The organism is Phenylobacterium soli (assembly GCF_003254475.1).
Taxonomy (GTDB): Bacteria; Pseudomonadota; Alphaproteobacteria; order Caulobacterales; family Caulobacteraceae; genus Phenylobacterium; species Phenylobacterium soli.
The window spans coordinates 626700-644332 of record NZ_QFYQ01000001.1; the positions used below are offsets into that span (position 1 = coordinate 626700).

Here is a 17633-nt window from a genome sequence, read left to right on the forward strand (position 1 = left end):
CATCCATGCAGAGCGTCGCCCTGATCGACTACGGGTCGGGCAACCTGCGCTCGGCCGAGAAAGCCCTGGCGCGGATCGCCGAGGGAACGGCCGAGATCGTGGTCACCCATGATCCGGACCTCATCGCCAAGGCCGATCGGGTCGTGCTGCCCGGCGTCGGCGCCTTCGCCTCCTGCATGGCCGGCCTGCAGGCGCGCGCCGGCGTGATCGAGGCCATGGAGGCCGCCGTTCATGGCCGGGGCGTCCCCTTCCTCGGCATCTGCGTCGGCATGCAGCTCCTGGCCAGCCGCGGCCTGGAGTTCGGCGAGACGCCCGGCCTTGGCTGGATTCCCGGCGAGGTGCGCAAGCTCGAGCCCGCCGATCCGGCCATCAAGATCCCGCACATGGGCTGGAACGCCCTGTCCGACGTCGCCGACCACCCGCTGTTCGCGCCCTTCCGCAACGGCGAGGCGGTCTACTTCACCCATTCGTTCGCCTTCTTCCCCAGCGATCCGGCGGACGTGATGGCCTATGCCGAGCATGGCGACCGCTTCCCCGCGGCCGTTGCGCGCGGCAACGTCGCAGGGGTTCAGTTCCACCCCGAAAAATCGCAAAAGCCTGGCCTCGCGCTTCTCAAGCGCTTCCTGGAGTGGCGCCCTTGATCCTCTATCCCGCCATCGACCTGAAGGACGGCCAGTGCGTGCGCGTGGTGCGCGGCGACCTCGGCCAGGCCACGGTCTTCAATTCCAGTCCCGCCGACCAGGCCCGCGCCTGGGCGGACGGCGGCTTCCACTGGGTGCACGTCGTCGACCTCAACGGGGCGGTCGAGGGCAAGGCGGTGAACGCCAAGGCCGTGGAGGCCATCCTCGAAGCGGTGAGCATTCCGGTGCAGCTCGGCGGCGGCATCCGCACCCTGGCCGACATCGAGCGCTGGATCGAAGCCGGCGTCAGCCGCGTGATCCTCGGCACGGTCGCCGTGCGCGAGCCGGAGATCGTCCGCGAGGCGGCGCGCCTGTTCCCCGAGCAGATCGCGGTCAGCGTCGACGTGCGGGCGGGCAAGGTCGCCGTGCAGGGCTGGACCGAGGACAGCGACCTCGACGCCATCACCGTCGCCAAGCGCTTCGAGGACGTCGGGGTCTCGGCGCTGATCATCACCGACATCGATCGCGACGGCACCACCATGGGCTTCAACGTCGAGGCCTTCGGGGCCATCGCCGACGCCGTGGCCATCCCGGTGATCGCCGCCGGCGGCCTCGCCTCGGTGGAGGACATCGTCAAGCTGAAGGCCCGCAAGGGCACGCCGATCGCCGGCGCGGTGCTCGGCCGGGCGCTCTACAACGGCGACATCGTCCCGGCCGAAGCCCTGAAGGTGGCCGCCTGATGCTCAAGGTGCGCGTCATCCCCTGCCTGGACGTCAAGGACGGCCGCGTGGTGAAGGGCGTGCAGTTCGTCTCCCTGCGCGACGCGGGCGATCCGGTGGAGCAGGCGCGGGCCTACGACGCGGCCGGCGCCGACGAGCTGATGTTCCTCGACATCACCGCCAGCCACGAGAACCGCGGCATCATCCTCGATGTGGTGGCCCGCACCGCCGAGGTCTGCTTCATGCCGGTCTCGGTCGGCGGCGGCATCCGCAAGGTGGAGGACGCCCGCCGCCTGCTGCTGGCCGGCGCGGACAAGATCTCGATCAACACCGCCGCGGTGGAGAACCGCCGCCTGATCTCGGAGTGCGCCGACGCCTTCGGCAGCCAGGCCACGGTCGTCGCCATCGACGCCAAGGCCACCGCCCCCGGCGAATGGCGCGTCTTCACCTATGGCGGGCGCAACGACACCGGCCTCGACGCCGTCGACTACGCCATCGAGGCGGTCGCCCACGGCGCCGGCGAGATCCTGCTCACCTCCATGGACCGCGACGGCGCCAAGATCGGCTACGACCTCGAGCTCCTCAAGGCGATCACCTCGGCGGTGTCCGTGCCGGTCATCGCCTCGGGCGGGGCGGGCAACGCCCAGCACATGGTGGACGCGGTGAAGGTCGGCGGGGCGGACGCCGTGCTCGCCGCCTCGATCTTCCACTTCGGCGAGGTCTCGATCTCCGAGGTGAAGGCCGCCATGGCCGCCGCCGGCGTGCCGGTGCGCCGCACCGATCTGGAGACCGCCGCATGAGCCAGCGTTTCGCCGAGGCCCTGGCGCGCCTCTCCGCCACCATCGCCGAGCGCCGGGCCGCCGATCAGGGGGCGTCCTACACCGCCCAGCTGCTGTCGGATCCGCTGCGCGCGGCCAAGAAGCTGGGCGAGGAAGCGGTCGAGACGGTCATCGCCGCCATCGGGACCGACAAGGACGCTATCGCCGCCGAGAGCGCCGACCTCGTCTATCACTGGCTGGTGGTGCTCGCCGCCGCCGGGGTCAGCCTCGACGAGGTCGCCGCCAAGCTCGAAGCGCGGGAAGGAACCTCCGGCCTCGCCGAGAAGGCCAGCCGCAATCCTTCTTAGGGGAGCCTAGCCCCGCGGCTTGCGCTTCAGCGCCACATAGAGCGCCCCTTCGCCGCCGTGCCGACGGTGGGCTTCGGACACGCCGGCCACGATGTGCGCCAGATAGGGCGCGGCCAGCCATTCGGGTGTGCGGCGGCGCAGGATCCCGTCGCCCTGGAAGCCCTTGCCGGTGATCACCAGGACGGCGCGATAGCCGTCGTCCCAGGCGCGGTGCAGGAAGGCCTCGAGCACGGCGCGGGCGCGGTCCTGGTCGTAGCCGTGCAGGTCGAGGCGCGCGCCGATCTCCTCGCGCTCCTTGCTGATCCGGTGCTTGCGGCGCGGCTCGATGACGTCGACGCCTTCGCGAGCCGACGCCTTCGCACCCTGCGCCTTCGGCGGCGGGATGCGCAGGCCCGCCGCGCCAGGATCCTTGGCGGGCGGCGGGGCGGCCTCGGTGGTCGGGGTCTCGCGGCCGGGCAGGGGATGGACGGTGGCCGCCACCAAGCCCCAGATCCGCGCCTCCTCCGGCTTCAACGGCCGCTTCATTTCGGGGCGAGCTTGTAGAGCCGAAGGGTGTGGCGGATGCGGCCGGCCTCGGCCCCCGCCGCCGCGCCCTGGCCGACGTAGAGGTCGGCGCGGATGTCGCCCTTGATCGCGCCGCCGGTGTCGAGGGCGGTGGCCATCCGGCGGTAGGCCGGGAAGGCGCCGGCGAGCAGCGGCGCCTCGGCGTCGACCCAGAAGAGCTCGCCCATCAGGTGGCGGGTGGGATCGATGGCCAGCGAGCGGCCGGCCGGCAGCGGGACGTTGGCCGCGCCGACGGGCGGTTTGCCGTCGTCGGCCGCCAGGCTGAAGAAGGCGTAGCGCGGGTTGAGCCGCATGATGGCGTCGGCCTCGGGCCCGCGGTGGGCGGCGAGCCAGGACCGGATCGCCTCGCCGGAGGTGTTGTCGGCCGGCAGCAGGCCCATCTGGCGCATCGGGTTGGCGATCGCCACGAACGGCCGCCCATTGTTGGCGGCGTAGAGCGCCTTCATCCGCCGCCCGTCCTCGAACGTCAGCACGCCCGAGCCCTGCACCTGCAGGAAGAACAGGTCCTCCGGCCGCATCCAGGCGAGCGCGTCGGCCGCCGGCTGCGCCTCGATGGCGGTGCGGTCGGGATAGGGCTGCAGGGCGCCGCCGGGCGGGTCGATGGCCGCGCCGGCATGGCCGGCCTGGGCCGGATCGAAGAGGCCGGCGTCGACCGTCTTCAGGTCGCCCGGCTTGCGGCGCAGCGGGGCGGAGAACTCGGCGTCGGGCGCCTTCCGCGCCGCATACTCCGGGGCGAAGTAGCCGGTGAGCACCCCCTCGCCCGTCAGGCGCTCGGCCTCGAAGTTCGCTTCGAAAAACCGTCGCGCGTGGTCGCGGTCGAGCGGCCCGATCGCCCGCGCGCCCCGGCAGACCGCCGCCATCTGGGCGTCTTTCGCCGCCCCGCAGGTCGCCCGGAAGGCGTCATAGGCCGCGACGTGGTCCTCCGCCGCCCAGCCCGGCAGGGCCGAGACCGGCAGCGTCTTCTCCACGGGCTCGGGCGGCCGCGGTTCAGGCGGAAAGGGCGAGGGCGGTCCGCCGCCCGGACGGGCCGGCGGCGCGGTGGCGCAGGCCGCCAGCAGGAGCGCGGCGAAGGCCGCGGAGCCCAGCGCGCGCAGGGTCACCCGGGTCACGCCTCCGCGGCGTCGACGTGGATCAGGGTCCAGTTGGGGTCGCGGCTCTTGAGGCTGCGCTCGAAGGTCCAGAGCTCGGCCGTCCGGCGGTCGTCCACCGCCTCGCCTTCCGGGCCCTTGGAGCGGGCGCGGAACTCGGCCAGGAAGCGCACCGTCATCTGCGCCAGGTCGCCGGCAGCCAGCTCGGCCTTTTCCAGGTCGGCGCGCGGCGTGTGCAGGAATTCGACGGTCTCGGTGCGGCCCTCGGCTTCGCGGGCGGCGATGGCCGCATCGAAGCTCGCCATCACCGGCGCCGAGAGCAGGTTCTTCAGGGTCGCCCGGTCGCCTTCGGAGAAGGCCTTGACGATCATCTCGTAGGCCGACTTCGCACCCGCCAGGAAGTGGCCCACGTCGAAGCCGGGATCGCGCGCCTTCACCGCTGCGAGGCCGGTCAGGGTGACGCCCTCCTCGACCTGCTCCATGGGCCGTTCGGCCGGGCGCACGCCGCTCCGCGCCGCCTCGGTCGCCGGCGTGTCTTCCGGCTGTCGGCCCACCCGTCGGCCCAGCACCGAATAGAGCTGATAGAGGATCAGCACGGCCAGGCCCGCAAAGATGATCAGCTCGAGGACTGGCAACAGACGCCTTCCTGAAATTCGAACAGTGATTTGAACCTATATAGGCCCTGGGAACGTCCCCGTCAGGGGCGACGTTGCATCGGTCAAGACCGCGTGATAGCCGCTCGGCGCAACAAGGCGCGTTCCGTTCGCGTCAGACCACGGATTTGAAGCCGAACTATGACCGATATCGACGCCGGCGCCGCGCAGGGCCAGGGCGCTCCGGAAGCCCCGGGCATCCGCATCCTCGCCCAGTTCATCCGCGATCTCTCGTTCGAGAACCCGCATGCGCCCGAGAGCCTGCGCGCCGGCGCCGCCCAGCCGCAGATCGACCTTGGCGTCGAGATGAACGCCCGCGGCCGCGAGGACGGCCTGTTCGAGGTCGACCTGAAGCTTTCGGCGCAGGCCGGCCGCGACGACGGGACCCTGTTCGTGGTCGAGATCCTCTACGGCGGCCTGTTCCAGATCGCCGGCGTCTCGCAGGAAGACCTCGAGCCGGTGCTGCTCGTCGAGTGCCCGCGCTACCTGTTCCCGTTCGCCCGCCGGATCATCGCCGACCTGTCGTCGGAAGGCGGCTTCCCGCCCTTCCTGCTCGATCCGATCGACTTCGCCCAGGTCTACGCCCAGCGTAAGGCCGAGGCCGCCGGCCCCGTCGTCGGCAACGCCTGACCTGAGATCCTCCCCTCATGGGGAGGTGGCCCAGAGGGCCGAAGGGGGGGGCGCAGCCCTCGGCCGTCTGCCGCCCTGCCGTTTAGCCCCTTAGTCGCTCCGCGACAGCTCCCCCTCGGGGGGGAGCATCTGGCCTTACAGCCCGTACTTGCTCCAGAGCTCGTCGCTCTTGAGCACGTCGCGGATGAAGGCGGCGTGGATTTCCCGCTCGGCTTCGGTCGAACGGGGCGCCAGCGGCCGCGGCCGCACGCCATATTCGTTGCGGGTCGCCGCCGCCACCGCGCTCACCGCCGCCGCCGAGGTCAGCTCCAGGCGGCGCTCACGGCCGCCCTTCAGCTCCAGATAGACCGCCGCCAGCAGCTTGGCGTCGATCAAGGCCCCGTGCTTCTCGCGCTCCGAGAGCGAGATCTTGAAGCGCTTGCAGAGCGCATCGAGCGAATTGTGCATGCCCGGGAAGCGGCGCTTCGCCAGGGCCAGGGTGTCCACCCAGCGCTCCTCGTGGATCTCCACGCGGTTGATCGCCTTCAGCTCCCAATTGACGAAGGCGCGGTCGAAGCCGGCGTTGTGGGCCACGATCGGGGCGTCGCCGACGAAATCGAGGAAGGCGTCGACCACCTCGGGGTGATCGAACTTCGGCTTGCCCTTCAGGAAGGCGGCCGACAGACCGTGCACGCGCTCCGCCTCGACCGGCATGTCCCGGCACGGGTCGATGTAGACGTGGAAGCTGCGGCCGGTCGGGATGAAATCCTCGATCTCCAGGCAGGCGAGCTCCACCAGCCGGTGACCCAGGTGCGGCTCGAAGCCGGTGGTTTCGGTGTCGAGGACGATCTCCCGCGCCATGACCTTCTTGTGGCGCGGTTCGCCGGCTTGCTCAACCGCCGCGGCGGGCGGCGGGACGTCGCGCCGGGTCGCGCATGGCGGCGATGATCTCGGCCACCTGGCCGCGGGCGCTCTCCAGGCCGTTGCCGGTGTCGACCACGAAGTCGGCGCGGGCCCGCTTCTCCGCGTCCGGCGTCTGCTGGGCAAGGATCGCCGCGAGGCGCTCGGGGCTCATGCCCTCCCGCGCCAGCACCCGCTCGCGCTGGACGTCGGCCGGGCAGCTCACCACCACCACCGCGTCCACGTTCCGGTCGCCGCCGGTCTCGAACAGCAGGGGGATGTCGAGCACCACGAGGTCGGCGCCCGCATCCTCCGCGGCCTTGAAGAAGCCGATGCGGTCCTGGCCGACGAGGGGATGGACCACGGCGTTCAGCCGCTTCAGGGCCTCCGGATGGCCCAGCACCTTCTGGCGCAGGGCCTCGCGGTCGACGGCGCCGTCCTTCACCACTCCCGGAAAGGCTTCGCCCACGGGCCCGACGGCCGCCCCGCCCTTGGCGTAGAGCGCATGCACCGCGGCGTCGGCGTCATAGACCGGCACGCCCGCCTCGCGGAACATGGCCGCGGTGGTCGACTTGCCCATGCCGATGGAGCCGGTGAGGCCGATCAGGATCATGTCTTCTGCTCCAGGGCGCGAAGGGCGAGGCTGCGGACGTCGGCGCTTTCGGGCGGCGGGCGGCCGAAGAAGGCCTCGAACGAGGGCGCGGCCTGGCGGATCAGCATCTCCAGCCCGTCCACCGTGCGCCGGCCGAGCGCCTGGGCCTCGGCGAGGAAGGGAGTGATCAGCGGCTGGTAGACCATGTCCATGATCACCGCCGCCTCCGGTGTCGCCTTGAGCGAGACGTCCAGCCGGCCGCCGTTGGTCAGGCCGGCGGAGGTCGCGTTGACCACCGCCGCGGCGCCGCTCAGCGCCTCATCGCTGGCGTCCAGCGCATAGGCCCGGCCGACGACGCCCAGGGCGCCGGCCACGAATTCGGCCTTGGCGAGGGTCCGGTTGACGATCCGCACCTGCGGCGCGCCGGCTTCCTTGAACGCCGCGGCCGCCCCGCGCGCGGCGCCGCCGGCGCCCAGGATCACCACCGGTCCCGACCTCGCGTCGAAGCCGGGGGCCTGGTGGGCGAAGGCGCCGAGCAGGCCCAGGCCGTCGGTGTTGTCGGCGGTGATCGTCCCGTCGGCCTCGAACAGCAGCAGGTTGGCGGCCTCGGCGGTCTCGGCCCTCGGGGTGGCGCGGTCGCTGACCGCCAGGGCGGCCTCCTTGAAGGGCAGGGTGACGTTCAGGCCGCGGATCGCGCCGCCGCGCAGGCCGTTCGCGAACCGCTCGAAGTTGTCGGCTGGCGGGCAGAAGGCGACATAGACGCCGTCGAGGCCGGCGGCCTCCAGCCAGGCGTTGTGCAGCACCGGGCTCAGGGAGTGGCGCACGGGGTTGCCTGCGACGCCTGCCACCACCGTCGCGCCCGTGATCGGCAGTCTCATGCGGCCAGCACCCCGTTGTTGCGCAGGAAGTCGAGCAGGCCGAGCAGCGGCAGGCCGAGGATGGTGAAATAGTCGCCCTGCACCTTGGCGAAGAGCTGGGCGCCGGGGCCTTCCAGCCGGTAGCAGCCGACCGAGGCCAGCGCCTCGGGACCCTCGGTGGCGAGATAGTCCTCCAGGAAGGCGTCGGAGAACTCGCGCATGGTGAGCGTCGCGGTCGCCACCTCGCGCCACAGGGCCTGGCCGTCGCGGGCCACGACCACCGCCGAGTGCAGCTTGTGCGGCTCACCGCGCAGCAGCTTCAGACGGGCGCGCGCCTCCTCGATGGTCGGCGCCTTGTCGTAGAGCCGGCCCCTGAACTCCAGGGTCTGGTCGGCGCCGACGACGAAGCCCGGCTTCAGGTTGGAGACCTTCAGCGCCTTGATCTCGGCCAGCGCGTCGGCGACGTCGCGCGGGGTCGCGCCCTCGGCCAGCAGGCCCGCCTTGACCGCGTCCTCGTCGACACCGGCGACGGCGATGTCGATGGGCACCCCGGCGCCCTCCAGCAGGGCGCGGCGGGCGGCGCTCTTCGAGGCCAGGATGACGGGGGCGATCACGGGAGCGCTCAACCCAGCACCTCCACCTGGCCGTGCCCGCCATGCAGCAGGTTGAGGATCGCCGCGGCGGTCTCCTCCACCGACCGGCGGGTGACATCGATCACCGGCCAGCTGTGGCGCTCGTAGAGCCGGCGCGCCTGGACGATCTCGTCGCGCACCGCATCCACGTCGATATAGGCCGACTCCCGCTCCTCCTTCAGGCTGAGCAGGCGGTTGCGGCGGATCTGGATCAGCCGGTCCGGCGAGATGGTCAGGCCGACCACCAGGGCGTTGTTCAGGTGGAACAGCCGATCGGGCAGGGGACGGCCTGGCACCAGCGGCACGTTCGCCGCGCGCACGCCGCGGTGGGCCAGGTAGATGCAGGTGGGCGTCTTGGAGGTCCGCGAGACGCCGAGCAGCACCACGTCGGCGCGGTCGAGGTCCTGGCCGCCCTGGCCGTCGTCGTGGCCGATGGCGTAGTTCAGGGCGTCCATGCGGTTGAAGTAGTCGGTGTCGAGCCGCAGGTGCGCGCCCACCCGGGTAGTGGTCGAGGCGCCGAGATAGCGCGACAGGGCCGAGACCAGCGGGTCGAGGGCCGGGATGCAGGGCATGTCCATCCGCCGGCAGCCTTCCTCGAGGGCGTGGCGCAGCTTCTCGTCGACGATCGTATGGATGACGACACCGGGCGCCTCCTCGATGTCGCCCAGGGCGCGGTCGAGCTGCCGCTGCGAGCGGACCAGGGCGTAGATGTGCTCGATGGGCAGGACGTTGTCGAAGCGAGCGCACACGGCGCGCGCCATGGCGTTCAACGTCTCGCCGGTGGAGTCCGACACCAGGTGGACGTGGAAATAGGTGGCGAGCCTCGGCGGGGGGGCGGCGGCGTTCGGCAAGGCGGCGACGGGGTCCTGATCGAAATATCTGGGGACAAGTCCTGTGGAACCTCTCTTAGCGAAGCCCGGCGCGATTGGGGATAGATCGCGCAAGGTAAGGGGTCCCGCACGGCCCGGATTCATGACGGGCATAAGACGGGCCGTTTACCGATCATTAACCCCCAGGCCCGCGCCGGCCGGCTGCGGCGCCCGCCGGGTTGTCGACATGGCCGGGATTGATCTGGCTCAACGCCGCCTCCTCCCGCCAACAGTTAATGAAATCTTAAGGCCCGCAGGGGGCTAAGCCGCATCTCCCCGCTTTCCACAGGGGTGGGAGAACGCGGCCGCGCGCCTTGGGACGATCTGGGGATAAGGCCCGGGATGTCGCGGGCGGGGCGGAGTTTTCCACCTCCTCGACAGGCCCTACCTTCCCTCCTTCAATCCATTTTTAAATCTTTCAGGAAGGAAGAAGGCCGGATGGGTATGGCTCGCCGACCGGCGGGCTTGAGCGCGGCGTCCCCTCGGGCTTTAACGCCTGACATGAGCGATCCGATCACGCCCCGGCTCCTGCGCGCCCTCACCGGCGAAACCCTGGAGCGGCCACCCATCTGGTTCATGCGCCAGGCCGGCCGGTCCCTTCCGGAGTATCTCGAACTGCGCGCCAAGGCGGCGGACTTCATCAGCTTCTGCATGAACCCCGAGATGGCCGCCGAGGCGACCCTCCAGCCCGTGCGGCGTTTCCCGCTCGATGCGGCCATCGTCTTCGCCGACATCCTGCTGATCCCGCAGGCGCTCGGCCAGGACGTCTGGTTCGAGGCCGGCGAAGGGCCGCGGCTCGGCGCCCTGCCGGACATCGCCGCCCTGGCCGACCAGGTGGAGGCCTCCACCGGCCGGCTCGCCAACATCGGCGAGACCCTGTCGCGGGTCCGCGCCGAGCTGGAGCCCGAACGGGCCCTGATCGGCTTCGCCGGCGCGCCCTGGACGGTGGCCACCTACATGATCGAGGGCCGGGGATCGAACCGCGAGGCGGCCCGCCGCTTCGCCTACGAGCAGCCGGAGAAGCTCGACGCCCTTCTCGAGGTGCTGGTCGATGCCACCGCGCGCTATCTGATCATGCAGGCGAAGTCGGGCGCCCAGGCGCTGAAGCTCTTCGAGAGCTGGGCCGAGAACCTGGCCGAGGACGTCTTCGAGCGCATCGTCGTCAAGCCGCACGCGGCGATCGTCGAGCGGGTCCGCGCCGCCGGCGTGACGACCCCGTTCATTGGTTTCCCGCGCGGCGCCGGCGCCCTGGTCGAGAACTATGCGCAGGGCTCTCCCGTCGAGTGCGTGGCGCTGGACACCCAGGCGAGCGCCGCCATGGGCCGCCGGCTGCAGGCCCAGGGCAAGACCATCCAGGGCGCCCTCGACAACCTGCTGCTGCTGGCCGGAGGCCCGGCCCTCGACGCTCGTGTGGAGCAGCTCGTCGAACAATGGGGCGGCGGGCCGTACATCTTCAACCTCGGCCATGGGATCATGCCGGCGACGCCGATCCCGCACATCGCCCGGGTGGTCTCTCAGGTGACCGGCAAGAGCGTAAAGGCCGCGGCGTGAAGCTCGCGGTCGTCCTCTTCAACCTCGGCGGGCCGGACGGGCCGGCCGCGGTGAAGCCGTTCCTCTACAACCTGTTCAAGGATCCGGCGATCATCGGCGCGCCGGCCCTCGTCCGCTATCCGCTGGCGCGCTTCATCTCCACCACCCGCGAGAAGACCGCCCAGGCCAACTACGCCATCATGGGTGGCGCCTCGCCCCTGCTGCCGGAAACCCAGGCCCAGGCGCGCGAGCTCGAGGCGGCGCTGAAGAGGCTCGCGCCCGGCGACGAGGCGAAGGTCTTCATCGCCATGCGCTACTGGAAGCCGTTCGCCGCCGAGACGGCCAAGGCGGTGGCCGCCTTCGCTCCCGACCAGATCGTGCTCCTGCCGCTCTATCCGCAGTATTCGACGACCACCTCCGCCTCCTCGCTGAAGGACTGGAAGCGGGCCTACAAGGGCCCCGGCCGCAGCCGCGAGATCTGCTGCTACCCGACAGCCGGGGGCCTCATCGAGGCCCACGCCGAGGCGATCCGCGACAAGTGGATAACAGCCGGAAAGCCTAGTAATATCAGGCTCTTGTTCTCTGCTCACGGGCTGCCGCAGAAGGTCGTCGACGCCGGCGATCCCTATCGCGCGCAGATCCAGGCGACGGCCGCCGCCATCGCCGCCCAGCTGCCGGAGCTGCCCGACTGGGAGGTCTGCTTCCAGAGCCGGGTGGGACCGCTCAAGTGGCTGGAGCCCTCCACAGACGCGGAGATCCGGCGGGCCGGCGCCGAGGGCAAGGGCGTCATCGTCGCCCCGGTGGCCTTCGTCTCCGAGCATGTGGAGACCCTGGTCGAGCTCGACCACGAATACGCCAGGCTCGCGGCCGAGGTCGGCTGCTCGCCCTACCTGCGCAGCCCGACGCCCGGCGTGCGCCAGGCCTTCGTCGACGGCCTCGCGGAGGCGGTGATCCTCAGCCTCGGCCGACTGGACGGCGCCCGGCCTTACGGTCCATGGCAATGCGGCGCGGGACTTGCGCGCTGCGCCTGCCGGCCCGAGTCGAGCTATGAGGAAGGGCTCGAGCAGGGCCACGACGTCTCGGGAGGGGGCTGATGAACTGGTACGATCTGCTGCGCGGCCTGCACATCATCTCGGTGATCGCCTGGATGGCCGGCATGCTCTACCTGCCGCGACTGTTCGCCTATCACACCGAGACCGCGCCCCCCGGCTCGGAGTTCGACGCCCACTTCAAGGTGTGGGAGCGCAAGCTCCTGCGGATCATCATCAATCCGGCGATGATCCTGACCTTCATCTTCGGCCTGGCGCTCATATATGTGGACGGGACGCAGCGGCTCGGCTGGGGTTTCCTCCTCAAGCCCTGGATGCTGACCAAGCTCGCCGGCATCGTCTTCCTCTCCGCCTGGCACGGCTATCTCGCCGGAGCGCGCAAGAAGATCGAACGCGGCGAGCGGCCGCGGACCGCCAAGTTCTGGCGCATGACCAACGAGCTGCCGTTCATCGCCGCCATCGTCATGGTCATCGCCGTGACGACGGAGTTCGGAAGCTAGCGGCTTCGCCGGCGGGGTGCGGGCGAAGCCTGCGACTGTCGCGGCGCTTGACCTCGCCGGGCCAACTGTGGTTCCGATGACCTTACGCGTGGCGTGATCCGCCGCGCGCCCCGCCTTTTCCCGGCTCCCGCCGCTGAGAGACAGCCGCGGACCCAGCCGGTTCCCCAAGAGACGTCCCAGGGACGACGAGACGAGACAACGGCGCGCAGCGCGCGCCTACAGCTTCAACAAGCCGGCGCCCGGAGACCGTTCTGTGGCGGCGGCGCGAAATATCTGAGTAAATTCAAATGCAAGACGACAACAACATCCCGAGCGACGCGCCCGACACTCCGGAGGTCGACGCCCCCGAGCTCGACACCCTCGAGCCGCAGATGGCCGAAGGCCAGGGCGACGACGGCGACGGCGGCCCGGAAGAGCCGACCGAAGCGGCCAAGGCGATCGCCGCCATGGGCCTGAAGCGCATGAGCCTGCAGGAGCTGAAGGACAAGTCGCCGGCCGACCTGCTGTCCTTCGCCGAGCAGCTGGAGATCGAGAACGCGAACTCCATGCGCAAGCAGGACATGATGTTCGCGATCCTCAAGACCCTCGCTGAGGAAGGGGTGGAGATCTCGGGCTCGGGCACCCTGGAAGTGGTGCAGGACGGCTTCGGCTTCCTGCGCTCGCCGGAAGCCAACTACCTGCCGGGCCCCGACGACATCTATGTCTCGCCCTCGCAGATCCGGAAGTTTGGCCTGCGCACCGGCGACAGCGTCGATGGCGCGGTCCGCGCCCCGCGCGAAGGCGAGCGCTACTTCGCCCTGGTCACCGTCCACCAGATCAACTTCGAAGCGCCGGAGAACGTCCGGCACAAGGTGCTGTTCGACAACCTGACGCCGCTCTATCCGGACGAGCGCCTGAAGATGGAGATCGACGATCCGACCCTGAAGGATCGCTCGGGCCGGGTGATCGACATCGTCGCGCCGCTCGGCAAGGGCCAGCGCTGCCTGATCGTCGCCCCGCCGCGGGTTGGCAAGACGGTGATGCTGCAGAACATCGCCAAGTCGATCGAGCAGAACCACCCCGAGTGCTATCTCATCGTCCTGCTGATCGACGAGCGGCCGGAAGAAGTCACCGACATGCAGCGCACGGTGAAGGGCGAGGTGATCTCCTCGACGTTCGACGAGCCGGCGACGCGCCACGTCCAGGTGGCCGAGATGGTCATCGAGAAGGCCAAGCGCCTGGTCGAGCACAAGCGCGACGTGGTCATCCTGCTGGACTCGGTGACGCGCCTCGGCCGCGCCTACAACACCGTCGTCCCGTCCTCGGGCAAGGTGCTGACCGGCGGTGTCGACGCCAACGCCCTGCAGCGGCCGAAGCGCTTCTTCGGCGCGGCGCGGAACATCGAGGAGGGCGGCTCGCTGACGATCATCGCCACGGCCCTGATCGACACCGGCAGCCGGATGGACGAAGTCATCTTCGAAGAGTTCAAGGGCACCGGTAACTCCGAGCTCGTGCTGGACCGCAAGGTCGCCGACAAGCGGATCTTCCCGGCCATCGACGTGCTCAAGTCCGGCACCCGGAAGGAAGAGCTCATCACCCCGAAGGAGCACCTGCAGAAGACCTACATCCTGCGGCGCATCCTCAACCCGATGGGCGCCCAAGACGCGATCGAGTTCCTGCTCGACAAGCTGCGCCAGTCGAAGAACAACGACGACTTCTTCCAGTCGATGAACACCTAGATCACCGACTAGAAAAGCTGAACGTTTTCAGGGGCTTCGGGAAACCGGAGCCCCTTCGTTTTGGAAAATTGGCTCTGTCGCGAAATTAGCGGCGAAAGGCGTGTCCCTTGCGGCTCGCTGCGCCACAGAGGCCGGTCGAAACCGGCCCCTGTTTCACGTGAAACGCCGGTCAGGGGATCAGCAGGCTGGCGCCGACCGTGCTCCGCGACTCGAGCGCTTCGTGGGCGCGCCGGGCCTCGGCCAGCGGGAAGGTCTGGCCGATGTCGATCTTCACCTGGCCAGAGCCGATGACCTCGAACAGCGCCGCGGCGCTGGCGTCGAGCTCGGCCGTGGTGGCGATGTAGTCGAAGAGGGTGGGGCGGGTGAACATCAGCGAGCCGCCGCGCATCAGCCGGATCGGGTCCACCGGCGGGGCCGGTCCGGACGCGTTGCCGAAGCTGACGAACAGGCCCCGCCGGGACAGGCTCGCCAGGGTGCCCTCGAAGGTGTCCTTGCCCACCGAGTCATAGGCCACCGGCACGCCCGCGCCGCCGGTGATGCGCTTCACCTCGGCGGCCACGTCCTGCTCGCGGTAGAGGATCACGTGGTCGGCGCCGAGGTCGTGGACCACCTGCGCCTTCTCCTCCGAGCCGACCGTGGCGATGACGACTGCCCCGAGCGCCTTCAGCCACTGTGTCATGATCTGGCCGACGCCGCCGGCCGCCGCATGGACTAGCACCACTTCGCCCGGCTCCACACGATGCAGCCGGCGGATGAAGGCCTCGACGGTCATGCCCTTGAGCAGGGCGGCCGCGGCGATGCGGGCGTCGATCCCCGCCGGCGGCTTCACGGCGCGATCGGTCGCCACGACGCCGTGCTCGGCGTAGGCGCCGAGGGCGCCGCCGGCGTAGGCGATCGCATCGCCCACCTTGAAGCGCGTAACCCCGTCGCCCACCGCCTCCACCACGCCCGCCGCCTCCGAGCCGAGGCCCGACGGCAGCTTCACCGGATAGAGGCCGGAGCGCTGGTAGGTGTCGATGAAGTTGATGCCGATGGCCTCGTGCCGGACCAGGACCTGGCCCGGACCGGGGGCGGGCGTGTCGACCTCGACGAGCTGGAGCACCTCCGGCCCGCCTGGCGCCTCGAAACGGATGGCGCGCATCAGCCGAGGGTCTTCTTGAAGAACTGCAGGGTGCGGCCGCCGGCCAGCCTGGCGTCGGCCTCGTTGTAGTGCTCGCCGCCGACCCGGGCGAAGGCGTGGTCGCGGCCCGGATAGGTGTGGATCTCGATGTTCGGGTGGTCCTTGAGCGCCTGAAGGATGACCTTCTGCGCCTCCTTGGGCACGAACTGGTCCTCTTCGGCAATGTGCAGCAGGAGCGGGCGGGCCAGCTTCTCCGCCTCGGCGACGCGGCCCTCGATGCCGACGCCATAGTAGGAGACCGCGGCGTCCGCATCGGTGCGGGTCGCCGTCAGGAACGCGAGCAGCCCGCCCAGGCAGAAGCCCACCGCCCCGACCTTGCCGCTGCAGCCGGGGTCCTTGCGGATCTCGGCGATGGTCGCGGCGATGTCCTTCACCCCGGCGTCGACGTCGAAGGCGTTGAACAGCTCGAAGGCGCGCTTCCACTCCGCCTCGGACTGGTCGGTGATGTCGATGCCCGGCTCGATCCGCCAGAAGAGGTCGGGGCAGATCGCCAGATAGCCCTGGGCCGCCAGGCCGTCGGTGATGTCGCGCATCACCTGGTTGACCCCGAAGATCTCCTGGATGACCACCACGGCCGGGGCAGAGGCCGCCTGGGGCCTCGCCACATAGGCCGAGAAGGACCCGTCCTTGGTGGTGATGGTGGTGCGCTCGCCCATGGGCCGTCTCCTCACTGGAATGCTCATCGCTACTAGCGCGGAGAGCGCGGCCCGGGCCATATCGAAAAGCTGAAAGCGGGCCGAGATCGCGGCCCTCGGGAGAGCCACATGAAGATGACCGTCGAGGTGGACTGCACGCCGGAGGAGGCGCGCCGGTTCCTGGGGCTGCCGGACGTCAGCGCCCTCAACGAGGCGCTCGTAAAGGAGATGCAGGCGCGGATGAGCGCCAACATGACCGCGCTGTCGCCCGACGAACTGATGAAGAGCTGGATGAGCTTCGGCGCCGGGGCGCAGGAGCAGTTCCGAAAGCTGATGGAGGTCGGCCTTTCCGCCGCCGCGGGCGCCAAGACCCCCGGCGCCTAGGATGAGCGACACGATCTTCGCCCCGGCCACCGCCGCCGGCCGCGCCGCCGTGGCGATCGTCCGGGTGTCCGGGCCGAAGAGCGCCATGGCCGTGGCGGCCGTGGCCGGTGACGTGCCGAAGGCCCGGACCGCGGCCGTGCGCCGCCTGTTCGGCCCCGACGGACGCGAGATCGACCAGGCGATGGTGCTCTTCTTCAAGGGGCCGCGCAGCTACACGGGCGAGGACGCCGCCGAGTTCCACCTGCATGGCGGCCCGGCCGTGGTCGAGGCCCTCGTCGGCGCCCTGGCGGGCCTGGGCCTTCGCCTGGCTGAGCCGGGGGAGTTCACCCGCCGCGCATTCGAGCACGGCAAGCTCGACCTCGCCCAGGCGGAGGGCGTGGCCGACCTCGTCGAGGCGGAGACCGAGGCCCAGCGCCGCCAGGCGCTTGAGCAGCTCGGCGGACGGCTCTCCGAGGTCCAGGCGCGCTGGCGGGGCGCCCTGGAGGAGGCCCTGGCCATGTTCGAGGCGGCGGTGGACTTTCCCGACGAGGAGGTGCCGACCGACGTGGCGGGGCGGGCCAGGCCGGTGCTGGAGGCCCTGGCCGGCGAGCTCGAGGCGGCTGCGGCCGATGTTTCACGTGGAACATCCATCCGCGAGGGCTATCGGATCGCGCTTCTGGGCGCGCCCAACGCCGGCAAGAGCACACTGCTCAACGCCCTCGCCGGCCGCGAGGCGGCCATCGTCACGGCGACGCCGGGCACGACGCGGGACATCATCGAGGTTCCGTTGGTGCTCGAGGGCTACAAGCTGCTGCTGGCCGACACCGCCGGCCTTCGCGACACCGCCGACGAGATCGAGGCCGAGGGCGTGCGGCGCGCCCGCGCCTGGGCCGAAGACGCCAACCTTCGTCTCTGGCTGGTCGACGGCGCCTCGGCCGAGCCGGTCGAGATCCCCCGCGAGCTGCAGCCGGGGGACGTGCTGGTCATCACCAAGCGCGACCTGCCGGAGAACGAGGCCGGCTGGAAGGCCGCCGACGCGGCCCAGGCGCGCGGCCTCGCCGTCGCCGCCGTGACCGCCAAAAGCCCGAACGACGTCGCCTGGCTGAAGTCCCTGCTCGCCGAGCGGGTCGTGGAGGCCCTGGCGGGGGCCGAGCCGCCGGCCGCCACACGGCTGCGTCACCAGGAACTGCTCGCCGAGGCCGCGGCCCGCCTGCGCCATGCCCTGGCCGAACACGACCGCCTGGAACTCGCCGCCGAGGACGTCCGTCTCGCGGCCCGCGCCCTCGACCGGATCACCGGCCGCATCGATCCGGAGGCCGTGCTCGGCCGCATCTTCTCGACGTTCTGTATCGGGAAATAGATGCTCCCCACAGGGGGAGCTGTCGCGAAGCGACTGAGGGGGTTGAGGGGCAGGGCGTTGGGGGCCTGT

General features: G+C 70.5%; 21 protein-coding genes. 11 read left to right on the forward strand and 10 right to left on the reverse strand.

What is annotated here, in order from left to right; translation table 11 throughout:
• Window positions 1–5 precede the first annotated feature (5 nt).
• The 4 genes from hisH to DJ017_RS03180 are packed head-to-tail and all read left to right on the forward strand — an operon-like array spanning window position 6 to window position 2465.
• On the forward strand, window positions 6–641 hold the full coding sequence (gene hisH / locus DJ017_RS03165; protein ID WP_111527348.1) for an imidazole glycerol phosphate synthase subunit HisH: 636 nt from the start codon (window positions 6–8) through the stop codon (window positions 639–641).
• Window positions 638–1360, forward strand: a complete 723-nt coding sequence (gene hisA, locus DJ017_RS03170; RefSeq protein ID WP_165830511.1) for a 1-(5-phosphoribosyl)-5-[(5-phosphoribosylamino)methylideneamino]imidazole-4-carboxamide isomerase — start codon at window positions 638–640, stop codon at window positions 1358–1360. Before hisH ends, hisA begins: the two co-directional genes overlap by 4 nt.
• Window positions 1360–2139, forward strand: a complete 780-nt coding sequence (hisF, locus tag DJ017_RS03175; RefSeq protein WP_111527350.1) for an imidazole glycerol phosphate synthase subunit HisF — start codon at window positions 1360–1362, stop codon at window positions 2137–2139. Before hisA ends, hisF begins: the two co-directional genes overlap by 1 nt.
• Window positions 2136–2465: a phosphoribosyl-ATP diphosphatase gene (locus DJ017_RS03180; RefSeq protein ID WP_111527351.1), complete on the forward strand. Its 330-nt coding sequence runs from the start codon at window positions 2136–2138 to the stop codon at window positions 2463–2465. The genes hisF and DJ017_RS03180 overlap by 4 nt, the downstream gene beginning before the upstream one ends.
• Before the next feature lie 6 nt (window positions 2466–2471).
• Here DJ017_RS03180 and DJ017_RS03185 read toward each other — a convergent pair whose 3' ends face one another.
• The 3 genes from DJ017_RS03185 to timA are packed head-to-tail and all read right to left on the reverse strand — an operon-like array spanning window position 2472 to window position 4752.
• Window positions 2472–2990, reverse strand: a complete 519-nt coding sequence (locus DJ017_RS03185) for a Smr/MutS family protein (RefSeq protein WP_111527352.1) — start codon at window positions 2988–2990, stop codon at window positions 2472–2474.
• Complete coding sequence (locus tag DJ017_RS03190) at window positions 2987–4138, reverse strand: MltA domain-containing protein (protein ID WP_111527353.1); 1152 nt, start codon at window positions 4136–4138, stop codon at window positions 2987–2989. The genes DJ017_RS03185 and DJ017_RS03190 overlap by 4 nt, the downstream gene beginning before the upstream one ends.
• Window positions 4135–4752, reverse strand: coding sequence for a TIM44-related membrane protein TimA (gene timA, locus DJ017_RS03195; protein WP_111527354.1), 618 nt, complete (start codon window positions 4750–4752; stop codon window positions 4135–4137). The genes DJ017_RS03190 and timA overlap by 4 nt, the downstream gene beginning before the upstream one ends.
• 159 nt (window positions 4753–4911) lie before the next feature.
• Between timA and secB the strand changes: the two genes are divergently transcribed.
• Window positions 4912–5400 carry a protein-export chaperone SecB gene (secB, locus tag DJ017_RS03200; protein ID WP_111527355.1) on the forward strand — a complete coding sequence of 163 codons (489 nt, stop codon included), beginning with the start codon at window positions 4912–4914 and terminating at the stop codon, window positions 5398–5400.
• Window positions 5401–5535: 135 nt separating this feature from the next.
• Here the strand turns inward: secB and dnaQ are convergent, their stop codons facing one another.
• The 5 genes from dnaQ to DJ017_RS03225 are packed head-to-tail and all read right to left on the reverse strand — an operon-like array spanning window position 5536 to window position 9211.
• Window positions 5536–6240, reverse strand: a complete 705-nt coding sequence (gene dnaQ, locus DJ017_RS03205) for a DNA polymerase III subunit epsilon (protein WP_111527356.1) — start codon at window positions 6238–6240, stop codon at window positions 5536–5538.
• Window positions 6241–6271: 31 nt separating this feature from the next.
• Complete coding sequence (gene coaE, locus DJ017_RS03210) at window positions 6272–6892, reverse strand: dephospho-CoA kinase (protein ID WP_111527357.1); 621 nt, start codon at window positions 6890–6892, stop codon at window positions 6272–6274.
• Window positions 6889–7749, reverse strand: a complete 861-nt coding sequence (aroE, locus tag DJ017_RS03215) for a shikimate dehydrogenase (protein WP_111527358.1) — start codon at window positions 7747–7749, stop codon at window positions 6889–6891. Before aroE ends, coaE begins: the two co-directional genes overlap by 4 nt.
• A complete protein-coding gene (locus tag DJ017_RS03220; RefSeq protein WP_226999996.1) occupies window positions 7746–8354 on the reverse strand; it encodes a Maf family protein in 609 nt (202 codons plus the stop codon). The genes aroE and DJ017_RS03220 overlap by 4 nt, the downstream gene beginning before the upstream one ends.
• Complete coding sequence (locus DJ017_RS03225; protein WP_226999997.1) at window positions 8351–9211, reverse strand: pyruvate, water dikinase regulatory protein; 861 nt, start codon at window positions 9209–9211, stop codon at window positions 8351–8353. Before DJ017_RS03225 ends, DJ017_RS03220 begins: the two co-directional genes overlap by 4 nt.
• 519 nt (window positions 9212–9730) lie before the next feature.
• Here DJ017_RS03225 and hemE point away from each other — a divergent pair.
• The 4 genes from hemE (at window position 9731) to rho (ending at window position 14026) form a co-directional block, all read left to right on the forward strand.
• Window positions 9731–10780, forward strand: coding sequence for a uroporphyrinogen decarboxylase (hemE, locus tag DJ017_RS03230; protein ID WP_111527360.1), 1050 nt, complete (start codon window positions 9731–9733; stop codon window positions 10778–10780).
• Window positions 10777–11853, forward strand: coding sequence for a ferrochelatase (gene hemH / locus DJ017_RS03235; protein ID WP_111527361.1), 1077 nt, complete (start codon window positions 10777–10779; stop codon window positions 11851–11853). Before hemE ends, hemH begins: the two co-directional genes overlap by 4 nt.
• On the forward strand, window positions 11853–12308 hold the full coding sequence (locus DJ017_RS03240) for a CopD family protein (protein ID WP_111527362.1): 456 nt from the start codon (window positions 11853–11855) through the stop codon (window positions 12306–12308). The genes hemH and DJ017_RS03240 overlap by 1 nt, the downstream gene beginning before the upstream one ends.
• 287 nt (window positions 12309–12595) lie before the next feature.
• Window positions 12596–14026, forward strand: a complete 1431-nt coding sequence (gene rho, locus DJ017_RS03245) for a transcription termination factor Rho (RefSeq protein ID WP_111527363.1) — start codon at window positions 12596–12598, stop codon at window positions 14024–14026.
• Window positions 14027–14195: 169 nt separating this feature from the next.
• On the opposite strand, the gene DJ017_RS03250 is transcribed toward rho, so the two are convergent.
• Together DJ017_RS03250 and DJ017_RS03255 are read right to left on the reverse strand one after the other, a co-directional pair.
• Entirely contained in the window at window positions 14196–15167 is a 972-nt protein-coding gene (locus tag DJ017_RS03250) for a quinone oxidoreductase family protein (protein ID WP_111527364.1), read from the reverse strand.
• The gene (locus DJ017_RS03255) at window positions 15167–15862 is read right to left on the reverse strand and encodes a dienelactone hydrolase family protein (protein WP_111527365.1); all 696 of its coding nucleotides are present in this window, start codon (window positions 15860–15862) and stop codon (window positions 15167–15169) included. The genes DJ017_RS03250 and DJ017_RS03255 overlap by 1 nt, the downstream gene beginning before the upstream one ends.
• A 108-nt stretch (window positions 15863–15970) precedes the next feature.
• Between DJ017_RS03255 and DJ017_RS03260 the strand changes: the two genes are divergently transcribed.
• Together DJ017_RS03260 and mnmE are read left to right on the forward strand one after the other, a co-directional pair.
• Complete coding sequence (locus tag DJ017_RS03260) at window positions 15971–16225, forward strand: DUF6489 family protein (protein ID WP_111527366.1); 255 nt, start codon at window positions 15971–15973, stop codon at window positions 16223–16225.
• A 1-nt stretch (window position 16226) separates the two neighbouring features.
• Window positions 16227–17564, forward strand: a complete 1338-nt coding sequence (gene mnmE, locus DJ017_RS03265) for a tRNA uridine-5-carboxymethylaminomethyl(34) synthesis GTPase MnmE (protein ID WP_111527367.1) — start codon at window positions 16227–16229, stop codon at window positions 17562–17564.
• The last annotated feature ends 69 nt before the right edge of the window (window positions 17565–17633 follow it).